Raw genomic sequence first — 16382 nt, 5'->3', positions numbered from 1 at the left:
TTCAGATTGCCTAATCGTAAGGAAAAAATTTGTGCTTGCGATGTTCAATATTTTGATCGAGCTCTTGACAATCCAACTACTACGTGATACTTTATAGCAGTAGTAAGTATTACTGGATACCGGTCGTGCAGAATAGCAAGGAGTGATTGTGCTGGAAAACCTGACGGAAATGCTCAAAGGTGTGCTTGAGGGCTGCGTCCTTGAAATAATAAGCCGTAAAGAAACCTACGGTTACGAAATCACGCGGCAGCTGAATGCCCTCGGTTTCGCGGATGTTGTGGAGGGAACGGTATACACCATCCTGATCCGTCTTGAAAAAAACAAGCTGGTGGAGATTACGAAGAAGCCCTCCGACATGGGACCGCCGCGAAAGTTTTTCGCGATCAACGATGCGGGGCGTGAGGAGCTTCAGCGATTCTGGGGAAAATGGGAGTTCGTATCATCCAAAATGAACGAGTTAAAGGAGAAATGATCATGAATTTTTGGGAGAAAATTACCGGCAGCGACATGACTAAAGAATTGAAGTCTTTTGAATCGCGAATCAAAAAGCTGCCAGCCGATTATCAAGCGGCATGGGCCAAAGTCTTTGCAAGCCTTTGGCCGTATTCAGATTTCACCGGTCGCAACCTTATGCCCATTCTTGACGGAGTGCTTGGCTTGCTTGAAGAAACGGCGGCGGACGGTCAGAGTGTTCAAGAGGTATTGGGCGACGATATCCCAGGCTTTTGTTCAGCGCTGGCCGGCGAAGAAGGGGCAAAATCTTTCCGCGATAAGTGGCGCGATCAACTCAACCATAATATCGCCAAAAAATTAGGCAAATAGGGGGCAAATCATGAGTATACGAGATATCATCGAAGGCAAAAAAGAGTGGCGAGCACATGCGGCTCGTGTCAAAGCGCTCCCGCAAGATTATCAAATCGTTTATAAGGAGCTTCAAAAATACCTCTTTAAGGTCGGCCCTGTTGAGCTAACCGAAGGAACGGGATTGCTCTCGGGGATTGTCGGTCTATTTGAAGAAGGCGCGGCATCGGGGAAAGGCGTGCTCGAAGTGACGGGCAGTGACGTAGCGGCTTTCTGCGACGATCTAATGAAAGATTCGAAAACGTACGCCGACATCTATCAAGAAACGGTCAGTCAGGAAGGCAGCAAGGCCATCAATAAGGCTAAGGATAAGAATAAGTAAAAAGAAGCAGGTTCAATCATTTGTACAAAGGAGGAGTGACATGCTGCACATTGTAAACGGCGATTCAGTGGCGGAGAAGCTGCGGCAAGGAATCGTAAGCGGTGATGTTCTGGTGTGGAGGGAAGCCGCTTGACTTTATATCTACTGAAAGGTAGAATGCAGACATGAATAATAACAAAAACACTTCAGAGTTGATTCTGGACACAGCCCAAGCCCTTGTGCAAGAGGTCGGCTTCAACGGCTTCAGCTATGCGCACATTGCAGAGAAGGTAGGTATACGCACGGCGAGCATTCACTACCATTTTCCGAATAAGGAGGATCTAGGGGAAGCGTTAATTACCAGGTACCATCGAGAATTCGTCGCTACCGTTGCGCAGATTGATACCGAGACACAGAACAGCCTGGAGAAAATACGCAGATACATCATGATTTTCAGTATCCCTGTGGATACGTATTGTACCTGCCTGAGCGTAATGCTTTCTTCGGATTTGGCAACCTTATCGGAAGCGGTTCGGGAGAGGCTCGCCGGGTTTTTCACCGCTAACCTGGCGTGGGTGGAACGTGTGCTTGAGCAAGGACGAAGCGATGGACAGCTTCATTTCCAAGGCTCGGCAGACGTGCAGGCGCATAAAATTTTGGCTTCTCTTCAAGGAGCGCAGCTGCTTGCAAGGAGCTTTAAGGATGCGAATCGATTCACCATGATCGCCGATAGCCTGTTATCCGCTTTAACGTAACGGGATAAAGCGGATTTTTTTTCTCCACTTTGTATACCTTTTAATAGACAGCTAAGCGCATGATAAATAAAGAGCACCTCTAAAGCAGTCATTGGTAACCGCCAATGAAGACTTTAGAGGTGCTTTTTTATAAGAATTACATAATCAAAATCCGTTTGCCAAATTCCAGGTGCTCCTCCATGGCTTGACTAGCCTTGTCGGCATCACCTTCGCGAATATACTGGAAAATTCGAACATGATCGTTATAGGATACGCTTATTCTGGTCCGGTCCTTCCGAAGAACTCCTATCGCAATCCGGTACAGCTGATCCTGCAGACGCTCCATCGCTTGAATGATTTCCGAGTTTGCGTAGATCTCGACAAGCTTGCGGTGATATTGGGTGTCTGCTTCGGTGAACAGGGCTTGATCGCCTTTCTCCACATGAATCTCCTGCTGCCGTAAATTTTGTTCGAACCATTTCAGATCGTTTTTCTCGAGCTCCATGGCGGCCAGCTTACGGACGATAAAGCATTCCATCGCGATCCGGTAATCATATAAATCGATGGCTTTGCGAAGCGACAGTTCGGCCACGACCAATCCTTTGTTCGGAGTATAATTCGCCAAGCCTTCGGCATCGAGTCTCTCCAGGGCCGCTCTGATGGGAGTCCGGCTCATCTCCAGCATTTCCACAAGCGTTCGTTCCGTCAATACTTCACCTGGTTTCAGTTCGCCATTCAATATCAGCTTGCGGAGATGGATAAAGGCCTTTTCTTTCAAAGTTACGGTTGTACCTGACATTATGAAATTCTCCTATTCAGAAAAATAGTTCGTTTGCAAGTATTGAAGGCTCTGTTCAAACCATTGGCGTTCCAAAGCAATCGTTTGTTCTACCGTTTCGGTATAAGGTGTCCATAGTTCGAGAATGGCATTGGAGTCTGTTGAACGATTACGAACGGTCTGTAATAGTCCCTCTATATCCAATTTACCATACCCTGCCGGTTTACCCAAAACCATAAAGCCCATTTGATGATCGATTCTCGTAATATCGAAATCTTTCAAGTGAAGATTGATGAGATAGGGGGAGAGATCCCGAATAACGGTTTCGGGGCAGTCAAGCGCGCTAAAAGAGTTGACCGTATCCAGGCAGCAGCCGATAAAGGGATGATTGCAGGCATCAAACAGGGAAGCAAGCTGCTTCGTCGTATGCAAGCCATGGTTTTCGACGGCAATGCGAACGCCCGATTGTTCGAAGGCAGGCAGTACCTCTTGAAGCTCGCGCAGAGGTTTAGTCAGATTCTTATCTAATATCAAGGTGCGGCAAAGAGAAGAGCCAAGTAATTCGGCGATGCGCAAATAGAGCAGAAGGTGGTCGGGATCTGTTCCTCTCGTACCGATTTCGATTTCGATCCCCAGAGAATCGGCGTATTTCTTGATGGATAAGAGCTCTGCTTCACTCATTTGATGGAGCGGAAGGTTATCCGCAATTTGTACAAGCTTAATATGATTGTTGTAGGCGATGTCGAGCAGCTGGGCGACGCTCAGCGGATTGCGGGGAGCGGGATAACCCGCTATTCCTATTGACCATGTCAATGAATAGGTGCTGATTCCAAGCTTCATAGTTCCCTCCTTAAAAGAATTGCCGCATGCTCTTGGCGGCAATTCTGCTACGAAAGCATGGACCTAAGAATTGCCGCATGCTCTTGGCGGCAATTCTGCTACGAAAGCATGGACCTAAGAATTGCCGCATGCTGTTGGCGGCAATTCTGCTTCGAAAGCGTAAGCATTTGCTTATGTGTATATAGAAAAGTATAAGCGGCTCAGAGGGCTTTGTAAACAACATTGTATACAAAATATATTTCTAAAAAATTTTATTGTATACATATTGTGTGCTGAGAGGTTGTGTGTTAGTCTGACCCTAGAACGAAGTCATTTCATTCCAATTACGAGGTGAACGTCTTAAGGAGGTGCTTGCTTTGGTACAAATCGCACTCATTGGTGCAGGGGGTAAAATGGGATGCCGAATTACAGACAACCTGAGAAAAGGAGATCACAACGTTTCTTACGTTGAGATTGGCAGTAAAGGAATTGAACGCTTGGCTGAGCGCGGGATTGTGCCGGTCATGCAGGAGGAAGCCGTGAAGGATGCGGATGTGGTCATTCTCGCGGTTCCCGATGTCGCCATCGGACGGATATCCACAGCCATTGTTCCGCTCATGAAGACGGGAGCGATGCTCATGCTGCTGGATCCGGCAGCGGCTTATCTGGGAGAACTTCCTTCCCGCAGCGATGTTTCCTTCTTTGTTGCACATCCTTGTCATCCCCCGGTGTTTAACGACGAAGTTACAATCGAAGCTAAGCGGGACTTCTTTGGCGGCGTGGCGGCAAAACAAGCGATTGTGTGTGCATTAATGCAAGGTCCGGAGGAGCACTACTCGCTTGGAGAACAGACGGCAAAGGACATATTCGCTCCCGTAATGAGGTCCCACCGAATCACGGTGGAACAAATGGCCATACTGGAGCCCACGATGGCGGAGACCATCAGCTCAATGATGGTGACGGTTTTGGGAGAAGCGATGGAAGAAGCCGTCAAGCATGGCGTACCCTATGAAGCCGCCAAGGACTTTCTGCTTGGACACATCCATATCCAGCTGGGAATCGTGTTCGAAAAAGTGAATCCGTTTTCAGACGCTTGCCTGGTCGCCATCGAATATGGCCGCAAGGCCATGATCAAAGAGGGATGGAAAGAATTGTTCCGGCCGGAAAGCGTGTACGAGCAAGTAGACGTCATGCTTCATCCCGAGAAACTGAGCACCCTCCAGTTCAAGAGCTCCTAACATGAAGGTCTGGAAAATTGGCTTGGTCGGAGCCGGATGGTGGTCGGAGAAGCATTTAAAGGCATGGCGCAGCATCCCCGGCGCTGAAGTCGTTGCTCTTTGCGACCTGGATGAGGCGCGTCTTAAGGCGAAAGCTGAGGAATTTGGGGTATCCAAGAACCAGTTGTACCGCAGCATGTCCGAGATGCTGGAGAAGGCGGACATCGATATCGTGGATATCGTAACGGTACCGGATACTCATCTGGAGCTTGTAAGGGCGGCGGCTACCAGCGGCAAGCATATTTTATGCCAGAAGCCGTTCGCAACTTCCATGCGGGAAGCCGAAGAAATGGTGCAAATCGCCAAGGAAGCTGGCGTAAGGCTGATGGTAACGGAAAACTGGAGATGGCTTCAGCCTTTCCAATTGATCAAAAAGGCGATTGAGGCCGGCACGCTCGGAACGCTGCATTCTGCGAGATACATACACACCGATTACTATACGCCAAGGATGGAGCCCGGTACGATACTGCCCCAGCCGTTTTTCCGGGGAATGCCGAAGCTTCTGTTTTTCGAAATGGGACCTCACTGGTTTGATACCTGGCGATTTCTCTTTGGTACGCCAAAGCGGCTTTATGCGGAGACGTTGCGTGTGAGCCCTCATATTGCAGGCGAAGATTCGGGTATTGTCACGATGGGCTATGATCATTTTTACGGATATCTCGATGCGAGCTGGGCGACCAGGCAGAAGTTAGACCGTCCGCTAGGCACGGAGGTTGGACCCGTGCATTTGGAGCAGCTTGTCATTGATGGTTCCGAGGCAACGCTCAAGATGTATACGTCGGGTCAAATCTCAATGGTCGGCAAGGATGGATCAAGAGAGCATATTCTCGCGGAAAGCACGGAGCTGGATCATGAGGAAAGCCACATCCGGCTGCAATCTCACTTTGTGGAATGCCTGCGAAGCGGCGCTGTTTTCCAAACCGAGGGCAGCGATAACCTGATTACCCTGAGCATGGTATTTGGCGTGTATGAGAGCGCTGCAAAGCACGAGCCGGTCATAATAGGAGGAAAGAAGCCGTGATTATAGACGTCCATGCTCATTTGGGATGGGATTATGTGTTTGATGAGGACTTCTCATGGGAGGAGCAGCTCGAGAAGCATGAAACCTACAGCATAGCTAAGACCATTTTGCAGCCGGCTTCCTGCCACGATATCGAGTCGGTGAGAGAGCAGCACGACCGGATTGCCCAAGCGGCCAGAACTCATCCGGGACAATTCTACGGAATGGCCAATCCCAATCCTCATTTAAAAGACGCGGTGTATGAAGAAGAAGTCAGACGCTGCATAGAGGAGCTTGGTTTTGTCGGCATTAAGATTCATACGTTCGCCCATGCCGTTCATCCAGGAGGACGCGACGGCATGAAGGTCTTTGCGCTCGCAAGGGAGCTGGACGTTCCGGTGATGGTGCATACCGGAGCGGGGATACCTTTCGCGAACCCGACCAATCTGATCGCGCCTGCGCTTGCTTTTCCGGAAGTGAAGATTGTCATGGCCCACTGCGGCATGATGATCATGGCTGGCGAAACCTCGATTGCGATGAAGGCAGCGCCTAATCTTTATGCCGATATTACTTGGACCTCCGGCTTTCATTTGCGGCATTGGTCGCGGGAATTCGGAGCTAGCCGGTTTATGTTCGGCACCGATCATGCGGATAATACGGGGACGGAACTGGCGAAGGTCAAGACCTGCGGCTTGACGGAAGAAGAGCAGGAGTGGATATGGAGTAAAAGCGCGTTGTCAGTCTACCGGCTGGCAGAATAAGAATTCGGAGGAGTGTGCTAAATCGTGTCCCATCGCATTCAACGTTTAAAAGTTAGCGAAAACAAACGTTTTCTCGTTCATGAGGACGATTCTCCCTTCTTTTGGCTGGCCGATACGGCTTGGGAGCTGTTTCATCGGTTGAACCGCGAGGAAGCCGAATTGTATCTGAGCAATCGCGCCGAGCGCAAATTCACGGTTATCCAGGCAGTAGGTTTAGCAGAGCACGAAGGCCTTACAACGGGCAATGCCTTCGGCCGGTTCCCGCTGAAGACAAATGAGGATGGCCAATACGATCCGCTGCTTCCGGATCTGGATGGGGAGTACAGCTATTGGCAGCATGTGGACTATATCATTGATCTGGCAGCTGAACATGGACTATATATCGCTTTCTTGCCGACTTGGGGAGACAAATACAATCAGATGTGGGGCAAGGGACCAGAGGTATTTCATTCGGGGAATGCAAGGCAATACGGACAATGGCTGGGAGACAGGTACAAGGAGAAAACCAATCTGATCTGGGTGCTGGGCGGCGATCGTCCTCAACATACCCGGGAGCACTTCGACATCATTTGTTCCATGGCGGAGGGGCTTCGCGAAGGAGACGGCGGCGCACATCTGATGACCTTTCATCCTCCCGGCGCTCAATCCTCCTCCCTGCACATGCATAACGAGCCATGGCTTGCCTTCAATATGATCCAATCCGGTCACCACGAGTGGATTCGCACGAATTACGACAAGGTTGCGGCCGATTATCATCGCGAGCCGATCAAGCCGGTGGTCGACGGGGAACCGTGTTATGAGGATCATCCGATAAACTTTAAGGCGGACAATGGTTATTTTGATGCCGATGACGTCCGAAAAGCCGCCTATCACGCTGTATTTGCCGGAGCCTTTGGCCACACCTACGGACATCACTCCATCTGGTCGATGACCACTGAGCCGGATACCTATTTCATCATGAGCTGGCAGGACGCAATCCTGCGGCCTGGGGCAGAACAAATGACCCACCTGCGCAGCCTCATGGAATCGCGTCCTTTTCTCGAGAGAATACCCGACCAAAGCTTAATCGCGGAAAACTATAGCGGGGCTAACCGAATGACCGCTGCGCGCGGAGAGAGATACGCCATGATTTATTCCCCGAACGGCATTCCTTTCCGTGCTGTTATGGGCAAGATCCGAGGCAATACCGTTAAAGCCTCCTGGCTTGATCCCCGAACCGGAGCCTGGAAGGATAACGGAGAATATCCGAATCGCGGGGAAGTTCATTTCCACCCGCCTACCAGCGGCAGAGACGGAGACTGGATCCTTGTGCTTGATGGAATGGAATAAGGATAAGAGGGAGCTGATCAAGAATGAAGAAGAGTTTAGCCGCCATTGTGCTTATATTCATCTTGATAATAACAGCATGCAGCAACAACGCGGGAAATAATGAAAGCGATTCCGAAGCTTCCGGCCAGGAGCAAAATGGTCAAATCGATATTCAGTTCGGATCGCCTATCGACCCGAACATGGAACAGGCCGGCCAATTAGAGAAGAAAACCGGGGAAACCCTGGAGAACAACCGCTGGACGAAATTATTCGCCGAGAAGAATGGCGTCGTCACGCATTATAAATTGGTGAACCCGCAAGGGGATTACGCGCAAAAGCTCAAGCTGTCAATCGCCTCGGGCGATTTGCCGGACATTTATATCGTGACGGATAAATCCGATCTGAAGCAGCTTGCCGAAGGCGGCGCTATTCAGGAAATGGGGCCGATTTACGACCAATATGCTTCTCCGCTATTAAAGAGCATCATTGAGTCTGAGAGCATGAAGGTATTTGATCCGATGACCTACGACGGCAAGGTTTACGGCGTACCCGCGAAGATGCCTTCCACAAACGGCTATAACCACTTGTGGATCCGCGAAGATTGGCTTCAGAAGCTTGGGCTCGAGAGACCGAAGACGATGGATGACCTTTATCATGTCGCGAATGCCTTCGCGAAGCAGGATCCCGACGGAAACGGCAAGGCCGACACGTTTGGACTTGGATTGCACAAAGATTTTCTGAACGGCATGAAGGGACTTTTCTGGAGCTATAAAGCTTATCCGGATTTTTGGTACAAAAACGCATCGGGGCAAATTGTCTACGGAAGCGCACAGCAGGAAATGAAAAAGCCGCTTGAGCTGCTGGCAAGAATGTACAAGGAAGGGCTTGTCGACCATGAATTTGGCTCAAATGACGAGTCGAAGATGCTGGAGTCGGTGGTCGCAGGAAAGACGGGGATGATCTATGCCCCTCACTGGACGGCTTATTCGGTCGAGAAGACGATGGAGAATGATCCCCAGGCGAAGTGGATTGTTGTGCCGCTGCCAACGGAAGGCTCGGATCCGATCACTATTCCACTGACCAACTCGACGGATGGGACTTATGTCGTGAACAAGGATTTCAAGCATCCCGAAAAGCTGGTTGAGATGTTAAACACCTATGTGGAAGCCTTATTCGGGGAGAACGCGGATTTCAATAAATATTGGGCAGACGGGGACATTGATTCCGTATGGACGATGAGCCCGGTCCATACGCTGGATCCGTCGCTGGATCTTAAAGGGCATCAGGATATCAAGGCGGCTCTCGCAAACCAAACCACCGATCAATTGACTGGAGTGGCAAAAGGCTTCTATAAGACCATGCAGGACGGCGTATGGGGAATGAGCATGATGTTCGGGCCGGAGGATACGCCATTTGCCTTCGTTGACCAGACCTATCCGGATCAGGTGATGTGGAGTGAATACGAAGGCGCTCCTACGCCTACCATGGCAACGAACTGGAGCTCCATGAACGAGCTGTTAAGTACGGAGTTTACGGCCATGATACAAGGGAAGAAGAACCTGGACGGCGATTTCGACAGCATGGTTCAGAACTGGAATAAGCTGGGCGGAACGAACGTCCTTGAAGAAGTCAACGCGCAAGCCGCGAAATAAGCAGCATGTCCGTCAGATAAGGGCTGGTCCATCCAGCCTGCTGTCCTAGGAAAGGATGAGCCGTCATGAGCAAAGCTAAAAGCCGTGCATGGAAAAGAGAGCTTCCCATGCATCTCATGCTGGTCCCTGGGTTAGTCCTCATACTCCTGTTCGCTTACATTCCCATGACCGGTATAATAATCGCTTTTCAGCAGTTTAACCCCGTGAAAGGGTTGTTTGGACATCAAAACTGGGCGGGGCTTGATAATTTTCATTACATCTTCTCCATGCCGAATATTTGGAGAGTGGTGGGCAATACGCTGCTCATCGCAAGCCTGAAAATCGCATGCGGCATGATTACGGCGATTCTGTTTGCCCTTCTGCTCAACGAAGTGAAGAACGTGGCATTCAAGCGCGTAACGCAGACCATCATCTATTTCCCTTATTTTCTGTCCTGGATTATATTAAGCGGGATCATGATTGATGTTCTGTCGCCTTCCAGCGGACTCTTCAATCAATTGCTGGGCGTGTTTGGGATAAAGGAGATTTATTTTCTGGGGGAAAATAAATGGTTTCCTTTCACCATGGTCGCCTCGGATGTGTGGAAGAACTTCGGGTTTAATACCGTCGTTTACCTGGCTGCCATAGCCGGCATCGATCCGTCATTATACGAGGCTGCCGCCGTTGACGGGGCGAGCCGCTGGAAGCAAACCTGGCATGTAACGCTGCCCGGCATGCGGATGATCATCGTGCTGTTAATGGTGCTAAGCCTGGGCAATATTTTCGACGCCGGCTTCGACCAAATATTCAATCTTTACAGCCCTCAGGTTTATCAATCTGGCGATATTGTCGATACGATGGTGTACCGGATGGGACTTCTCCAATCCCAATACAGCGCCTCGACCGCGGTTGGACTGCTGAAATCGGGTGTTTCGTTCGTGCTGATCACATCATCCTACTACCTCGCGTATCGGCTGTTCCGATATCGGCTGTTTTAGGAGGCTCGCACATGAGAGTGATAAAACGTTCGGGGAATCATTGGTTTGGCATCGTCAATTACCTGTTTTTAATGCTGACCGGGATTATATGTCTGATCCCTTTCATTCATATCGTGTCGCTGTCGCTCAGCGACAAAGCCGCCGTATTGGGGGGACTCGTCAAGCTGTGGCCGGTTCATTTTACATGGGAGCCCTACAGCTATGTACTCGAGAGGACCGCTTTCTGGCGTTCCTTCGGCATCACGCTGGAACGCGTGCTCATTGGCGCGGGCCTGAACATCGTCCTTGTCATTCTACTGGCGTATCCATTGTCCAAGCCAAGCCATAAGCTCCGGCTGCGTTCCGTCTATGTCTGGATCTTCTTCTTCACGATGCTGTTCAACGGAGGGTTAATTCCCAATTATATATTGGTGAAGGAACTGCATATGCTGGATACCATCTGGGCCTTGGTGCTGCCGGGCGCCGTGTCGGTATTCAACATCATTCTGCTGCTCAATTTCTACCGGGAGGTCCCGTCCGAGCTGGAAGACGCCGCCTACATCGACGGTGCCGGACATATGCGCACGCTGTGGCAGATATATGTCCCGATGTCTTTGCCGGCAATCGCCACAATCACGTTATTCTGTATTGTCGGACATTGGAACGCGTGGTTCGACGGCATGATTTATATGAAGGGCAATCATTATCCGCTGCAGACGTACCTGCAGTCCATCGTGATCAAATTTGACTTTAATACGATGTCCGTCAGTGAAGCGCAGCGATTAGCCAAGTTAAACGACCGATCGGTGAAAGCCGCTCAGATGATTGTAGCCGCGATTCCCATCTTGCTTGTTTATCCGTATTTGCAAAAGTACTTCGTAACGGGGATCCGTCTTGGCAGTGTAAAGGGATAACGAACGAAGTTGATGGATGAAGGAAATTATGCGATTAATGCAAGGGCTGTCCCGTGGTCAATTTGGGGCAGCCCTTTTTATTCTTGGGCAAGCAAGGTATTATTAATTATAAAATCAACTTTGCGAGGGAAATTTGTGGAAACACTCAAAACTTTTTTTGCCCATGCGATCGTCAAAAGGGTTGTGTTCGTCTTACTGGTGATTGCTTTGCTGTACAGTCTCCGAGATATGCTGAATTTGCTCCTGCTGCTGTTTATGGTTACGTTCGTGATGAGCCGGCTGCAAGGCTTTCTGACCACGCAAATTCGTCGGGTGATACCGGTGTCGCCGATCCTGGTAACCTCGGTCCTTTATGTTGCGCTTATTGTTGGTGTCGTTTACGGACTGGTCAATTACGTTCCCAAGCTGATCAACGAGATCGTGGATATCGTCAACAATGTGCAAAAGTTTCTAAGCTCGTCGCAAAACGATCAGATCGCCCAAGTGGTCGCCGATACGCTCGACAAGATCGAATACAAGACCTATTTAAACAGCGCACTCACCTACGCCAAGAAATTTGGCAGCTGGCTCGAAATTATTTTGCTCGTTATTTTACTCAGTTATTTCTTTTTGCTCGAGAGACGCAAGATCGTTCAGTTTACGGAAAAATTCAGCGGCAGCTCGGTAAGCTGGCTGTATCTGGAATTCCGTTACTTTGGCGGCAAGTTTATCGCATCCTTTGGCAAGGTGCTTGAAGTTCAGCTGATGATCGCCGTCATTAATACGGTGCTTACCATTGCCGGTTTGTGGATTTTAGGGTTCCCGTATCTGTTCGCTTTAACCATCCTGGTATTTCTGCTAAGCCTTGTTCCGGTTGCCGGCGTAGTGGTGTCCTTTATCCCGATTGGCATTATCGGCTACCAGATCGGCGGAGTTACGACGATCATTTGGGTCATTGTGCTTGTGCTGCTCATCCATGCCGTGGAAACCTATTTCTTGAACCCAAGGCTGTATTCGCAAAAAACCAATCTGCCGATGTTCTATACGTTTTTCATCCTTATTTTGTCCGAGCATTACATGGGCATCTGGGGGCTGTTGATCGGCATTCCGATCTTTATGTTTATGCTGGACGTGCTCAAGGTGGAGCAAGGCGGCTCATCGTCCGAACCCTAATAATCAGCCATCGTCAAAAAATCCCCCTCTGCATGTAAATGCAAGAGGGGGATTTTTTTCTCCAACATTTTTTACTTGACCTGGAGTTAACTCTAGGGAGTAAGATTTAATGGATAGTGGCGAACTCTGGCTGCTGAAAGTTTCAAGGAGTACGAATCGTAAACAAAGGGAGAATCAGATAGATATGAATAAAAGTTATGCCGGATGCGCGGCGAAAGTTTGTCCGTCTCGGACGGAAACGAAAGAATACAGAATTCGAACCCGCCAAGACGAAACAGGCTGTGCGATAAGGAACAAAGCTGCGCTGCAGGAGAATGATGTCGCGGTGATAAATGGCAATAAATTTTATATTATTCAGGATTAAACCCGGTCGGTGAGGATGTGAGAACATGAGGTTATCCGAGGAAGTGCTGCATTCCTTTCATCTTAGCGGGGATATTGTGCCATTAAGCGGAGGGCAGAACACTTCGGTGCGGGTGGGCGATGCTGTATTAAAGCCGGTAGACGACGTCCGACATACTGAATGGCTGCTCCATATCCTTCACAAAATAAATCCTCAAGGATATAGGCTGTCAAAGCCCGTTAGAAGCGTGGACGGTTCTTTTGTATGTCAGGGATGGGCTTGCGCTCATTATGAACAGGGACAGGATGCTCATGGACGTATAGAAGAAAAGCTGCGGGTATCGAGGTTATTCCACCGGGACCTGGCTGCTGTTGATCACCGGGCCTTCCCCCAAACGGACAATCCTTGGGCCAAGGGACATCGCATTGCATGGCAACTTGAGGAGCTGCCCACGGAATTTCCCAAAGAAGTGCGAGAAATTATAAATCGTTTACTCGCAAGGGTAAGCCTGAAAGAGCCTTACAAGGTGCAGATTGTCCATAGCGATCTATCGGGGAATATTCTTTTTGATCCTGGCTTGGAGCCATTAATCATTGATTTTTCTCCGGCAATTGCCCCGGTGGAATATGCTGAAGCGATATTGGTATGCGATTGTATAGCTTGGCAGGGAAGTGCGGTATCGGAGGTTAACCTGCTTCCGGACGACGAGCTGTATAAAGAAATGATTATGCGAGCCGTTATTTTTCGTTTGGCGGTTTCCGCCATTCTGTCCCAAGGGGATTATGATCGATTTATGGCAGAGTACAAGGCATTTCAACCCATCGCAGATTATATCGATTAGGATGATCTAGTCTAACCTTTACTCAATTATTAAAAAGTCGAAGGTTCTTTTATTATGTTGTGATTGCCGTTTCTATGATAAAATTGAGTTTCTATAAAAATTGAAGTAGAGACAGAGAATAGTTATAGGGATAGGAGATTCTATTAACAATGACCAAGAACAGACAGCGTGTATTTGGGCTAGCCTTGCTGCTAGGTTTATTTTCGACCCTAGGGCCTTTTACGATTGATATGTATTTACCGGCGTTTCCGGAGATTGTGAAGCAGTTCGATACGACGCCTTCGCTCGTGCAGCTTAGCTTGACGGCTTGTTTACTCGGACTTGGCATCGGGCAACTAGTTATGGGTTCCTTAAGCGATGCCCACGGAAGACGCATTCCACTGCTAATTTCCATGGCCGCTTATCTTGCCGCTTCATTGGCATGCGCATTCGCGCCTAATATCGGCTTGTTGATTGTGTTCCGATTCATACAGGGGTTTGCCGCTTCTGCGGGTATCGTTATTTCGCGCGCAATCGCACGCGACCTGTACAGCGGCCACGAGCTCACGAAGTTTTTCTCGCTGCTCTTGCTTGTCGGTAATTTGGGGCCTCTCGTGGCACCGGTATCGGGCAGCGGAGTTCTATCCTTCTCGAATTGGAAGGGCGTATTTATTGCCCTGGCCTTGCTTGGAATCTACCTCACGGTGATGACCAAGTGGAGTTTGAAGGAGACTCTGCCGGCTGATCGCCGAAGCTCCGCAAATTTCGTGGAGCAGCTGCGGAACTACGGATCGCTATTGCGCGATCGTCAGTTTGTCGGTTACATGCTCGCGCAGGGTATTATGATCGCCGGCGTCTTCGCATATGTTTCGGGAACGCCTTTTATTTATCAAGACATTTACGGAGTCTCGCCAACGGGCTTTGCTCTGTTATTCGGATCCAATGGCATTAGTCTTATCATCGGTTCCCAGATTGTCGGGCGAATGTCGCACCGCGTATCCGAACAGACCTTCTTGTTAATCGGACTATTGCTTGCCCTGTTGGCAAGCGTCGTGGTCTTGGTGGTGGCCTTCCTGCATGGCCCGCTATTCGCGCTAGTGATTCCGTTGTTTATCTTCGTAGCGTCAATCGGCATTACGTCAACGGCAGCCTTCCCGCTCGCGATGGAGAGCCAGAGTCATATGGCCGGCAGCGCTGCGGCATTGCTTGGCGTTATTCCGTTCCTGCTTGGCGCGGTTGTCTCGCCGTTAGTCGGTATCGCGGGTGAAGACACGGCCGTTCCGCTTGGCGTTATTATTCTGCTCACGAGCGTTGCGGCGATGCTGTCTTACTTCCTGCTCGGCAAGAAGAAATCGACGTTGATAACGAACGCTACGAGCATCTAGTAGGAAATGAAACGAACGAACAAAGTCTGGTTAGACCCGAATGGGTCTGTCCAGGCTTTTCTTTTTACTTGTGATTCGGATGATTAACATCCGTGCCAAATGTAAAAGATGGAAATATTCGTGCAGCAAATCGAAATGAGGGAAATCCAGGAATGGAATCGGAAAGTAAACCGTCTACGATTATTGATTTATTGAAGAGAGGAAGTACTTCGTCAGCTACCGCAGCGCTTGGAAACACCGGAATTGCAATCGTGAAAGCTTTCGCCGCGATAAGCACGGGCAGCGGAGCCATGTTTGCATCAACGATGCACTCGATAGCCGATGCAGTGAATCAGGCTTTCGTGTTCGCCGGAAGCGTATTGGCGGAGAAAAAGCCTACCCGCCGATTCCCGACGGGGTTCGGGCGGGTGATTAATTTATTTTGTATGGTTGCCGTTATTGTCGTGACCGTTATGGCTTATGAAACGATTAGAGAAGGGCTGCGGTTAATCGCTCATCCTTCTGCCGAGTCTCGCGGGTTTTGGCTCAATCTGATTGTCTTGCTCTTATCCGTCACTGTAGATGGATTCGTTCTGATCAAAGCAACAAAGGAGATCGTTCATGAGTCGCGAATAGAAGCAAAGGGACTGGCGATCTTCCCGCAAGCCTTTAAAAATGTCGGCCGGGCAGCACCCCCAACGCGCTTAGTGTTTTTCGAAGATCTGGTTGCCACAACAAGTGCTCTCTTAGCACTTCTTGCGGTTGTCGTTACCTCGTTCACCAGCCTTGCGCTGCTGGACGGCGTTTCAACCCTACTTATCGGTTTTTTAATGATTTGCGTTGCCTTTAAAGTAGGCTACGATAACATGGTTGGACTTATCGGCGTCTCGGCCCCCAAAGATGTTGAGGATAAAGTCGCCAAAATTATCTTCTCCATCAATTTCGTAACGGATATTTTCCAGATGCGGATTCTTCAAGAGGGGCGTTATTATCACGTGGAGGGTCTCGTAGAGCTGCGCCCGGGTTTAACGCTTGCCGACGCCGATGATATCAAATTCAAGATTAGGGATACCCTTCTAAAAGAAGCGGAAATAGCAGATGTAACGATAGGGATCATAGAAGATAACGGTGTGAGGAATTGGAATCCCGAGCCGGTGAATACGTAACAGCACGTTTGAGAAGCGCCCGCTACAGGACGCTTTTTTTGCGTTTTGGTTTTTGCATTGAAATGTACAAAGAACAAAAATTCGTTCCATGAATGTCCAAACGCCGTTCATCCCCTGATCGGGACGCTGGTGATACAGTTATTGTCGTAGCAGACATGCTGCTCATCTTCACTCGA

At 49.4% G+C, this 16382-nt stretch carries 18 protein-coding genes; 16 read left to right on the top strand and 2 right to left on the bottom strand.

Annotated features, from left to right (window positions below):
• The first annotated feature begins 169 nt into the window (after positions 1-169).
• The 4 genes from M3194_RS01995 to M3194_RS01980 all read left to right on the top strand — a co-directional run bounded on the left by M3194_RS01995 (position 170) and on the right by M3194_RS01980 (position 1917).
• Positions 170-472 (top strand): PadR family transcriptional regulator, encoded by a 303-nt coding sequence (locus M3194_RS01995; protein ID WP_285889106.1) that lies wholly within the window; start codon positions 170-172, stop codon positions 470-472.
• Between the two features lie 2 nt (positions 473-474).
• Positions 475-822 carry a DUF1048 domain-containing protein gene (locus tag M3194_RS01990; RefSeq protein ID WP_251651348.1) on the top strand — a complete coding sequence of 116 codons (348 nt, stop codon included), beginning with the start codon at positions 475-477 and terminating at the stop codon, positions 820-822.
• A 10-nt stretch (positions 823-832) separates the two neighbouring features.
• A complete protein-coding gene (locus M3194_RS01985) occupies positions 833-1183 on the top strand; it encodes a DUF1048 domain-containing protein (RefSeq protein WP_251651347.1) in 351 nt (116 codons plus the stop codon).
• 164 nt (positions 1184-1347) lie between these two features.
• The gene (locus M3194_RS01980; RefSeq protein ID WP_251651346.1) at positions 1348-1917 is read left to right on the top strand and encodes a TetR/AcrR family transcriptional regulator; all 570 of its coding nucleotides are present in this window, start codon (positions 1348-1350) and stop codon (positions 1915-1917) included.
• Positions 1918-2053: 136 nt separating this feature from the next.
• On the opposite strand, the gene M3194_RS01975 is transcribed toward M3194_RS01980, so the two are convergent.
• Together M3194_RS01975 and M3194_RS01970 are read right to left on the bottom strand one after the other, a co-directional pair.
• Positions 2054-2695, bottom strand: a complete 642-nt coding sequence (locus tag M3194_RS01975) for a GntR family transcriptional regulator (RefSeq protein ID WP_251651345.1) — start codon at positions 2693-2695, stop codon at positions 2054-2056.
• Positions 2696-2707: 12 nt separating this feature from the next.
• Positions 2708-3514 carry a sugar phosphate isomerase/epimerase family protein gene (locus tag M3194_RS01970; protein WP_251651344.1) on the bottom strand — a complete coding sequence of 269 codons (807 nt, stop codon included), beginning with the start codon at positions 3512-3514 and terminating at the stop codon, positions 2708-2710.
• 356 nt (positions 3515-3870) lie between these two features.
• On the opposite strand from M3194_RS01970, the gene M3194_RS01965 reads away from it, so the two are divergent.
• The 12 genes from M3194_RS01965 to M3194_RS01910 all read left to right on the top strand — a co-directional run bounded on the left by M3194_RS01965 (position 3871) and on the right by M3194_RS01910 (position 16206).
• Positions 3871-4731, top strand: a complete 861-nt coding sequence (locus M3194_RS01965) for a phosphogluconate dehydrogenase C-terminal domain-containing protein (RefSeq protein WP_251651343.1) — start codon at positions 3871-3873, stop codon at positions 4729-4731.
• 1 nt (position 4732) lies between these two features.
• On the top strand, positions 4733-5791 hold the full coding sequence (locus tag M3194_RS01960; protein ID WP_251651342.1) for a Gfo/Idh/MocA family protein: 1059 nt from the start codon (positions 4733-4735) through the stop codon (positions 5789-5791).
• Positions 5788-6531 (top strand): amidohydrolase family protein, encoded by a 744-nt coding sequence (locus M3194_RS01955; RefSeq protein ID WP_251651341.1) that lies wholly within the window; start codon positions 5788-5790, stop codon positions 6529-6531. The genes M3194_RS01960 and M3194_RS01955 overlap by 4 nt, the downstream gene beginning before the upstream one ends.
• A 24-nt stretch (positions 6532-6555) precedes the next feature.
• Positions 6556-7860 carry a glycoside hydrolase family 140 protein gene (locus tag M3194_RS01950; RefSeq protein WP_251651340.1) on the top strand — a complete coding sequence of 435 codons (1305 nt, stop codon included), beginning with the start codon at positions 6556-6558 and terminating at the stop codon, positions 7858-7860.
• A gap of 23 nt (positions 7861-7883) precedes the next feature.
• Entirely contained in the window at positions 7884-9491 is a 1608-nt protein-coding gene (locus tag M3194_RS01945) for an extracellular solute-binding protein (protein WP_251651339.1), read from the top strand.
• A gap of 65 nt (positions 9492-9556) precedes the next feature.
• Positions 9557-10468, top strand: coding sequence for an ABC transporter permease (locus M3194_RS01940; protein WP_251651338.1), 912 nt, complete (start codon positions 9557-9559; stop codon positions 10466-10468).
• Between the two features lie 11 nt (positions 10469-10479).
• Entirely contained in the window at positions 10480-11361 is an 882-nt protein-coding gene (locus M3194_RS01935) for a carbohydrate ABC transporter permease (RefSeq protein ID WP_251651337.1), read from the top strand.
• Positions 11362-11496: 135 nt separating this feature from the next.
• Positions 11497-12513 (top strand): AI-2E family transporter, encoded by a 1017-nt coding sequence (locus M3194_RS01930; protein ID WP_251651336.1) that lies wholly within the window; start codon positions 11497-11499, stop codon positions 12511-12513.
• Between the two features lie 109 nt (positions 12514-12622).
• Complete coding sequence (locus M3194_RS01925; protein WP_251651335.1) at positions 12623-12877, top strand: hypothetical protein; 255 nt, start codon at positions 12623-12625, stop codon at positions 12875-12877.
• A 25-nt stretch (positions 12878-12902) separates the two neighbouring features.
• The gene (locus M3194_RS01920; protein WP_251651334.1) at positions 12903-13697 is read left to right on the top strand and encodes a fructosamine kinase family protein; all 795 of its coding nucleotides are present in this window, start codon (positions 12903-12905) and stop codon (positions 13695-13697) included.
• Between the two features lie 149 nt (positions 13698-13846).
• Positions 13847-15061, top strand: coding sequence for a Bcr/CflA family multidrug efflux MFS transporter (locus M3194_RS01915; RefSeq protein WP_251651333.1), 1215 nt, complete (start codon positions 13847-13849; stop codon positions 15059-15061).
• Positions 15062-15213: 152 nt separating this feature from the next.
• Entirely contained in the window at positions 15214-16206 is a 993-nt protein-coding gene (locus M3194_RS01910; RefSeq protein ID WP_251651332.1) for a cation diffusion facilitator family transporter, read from the top strand.
• Positions 16207-16382 lie beyond the last annotated feature (176 nt).

The organism is Paenibacillus glycanilyticus (genome assembly GCF_023715145.1).
Classification (GTDB): domain Bacteria; phylum Bacillota; class Bacilli; order Paenibacillales; family Paenibacillaceae; genus Pristimantibacillus; species Pristimantibacillus glycanilyticus_A.
The sequence above is the reverse complement of the archived record's forward strand: the minus strand, read 5'-3'. Positions and strand labels throughout refer to the sequence as shown.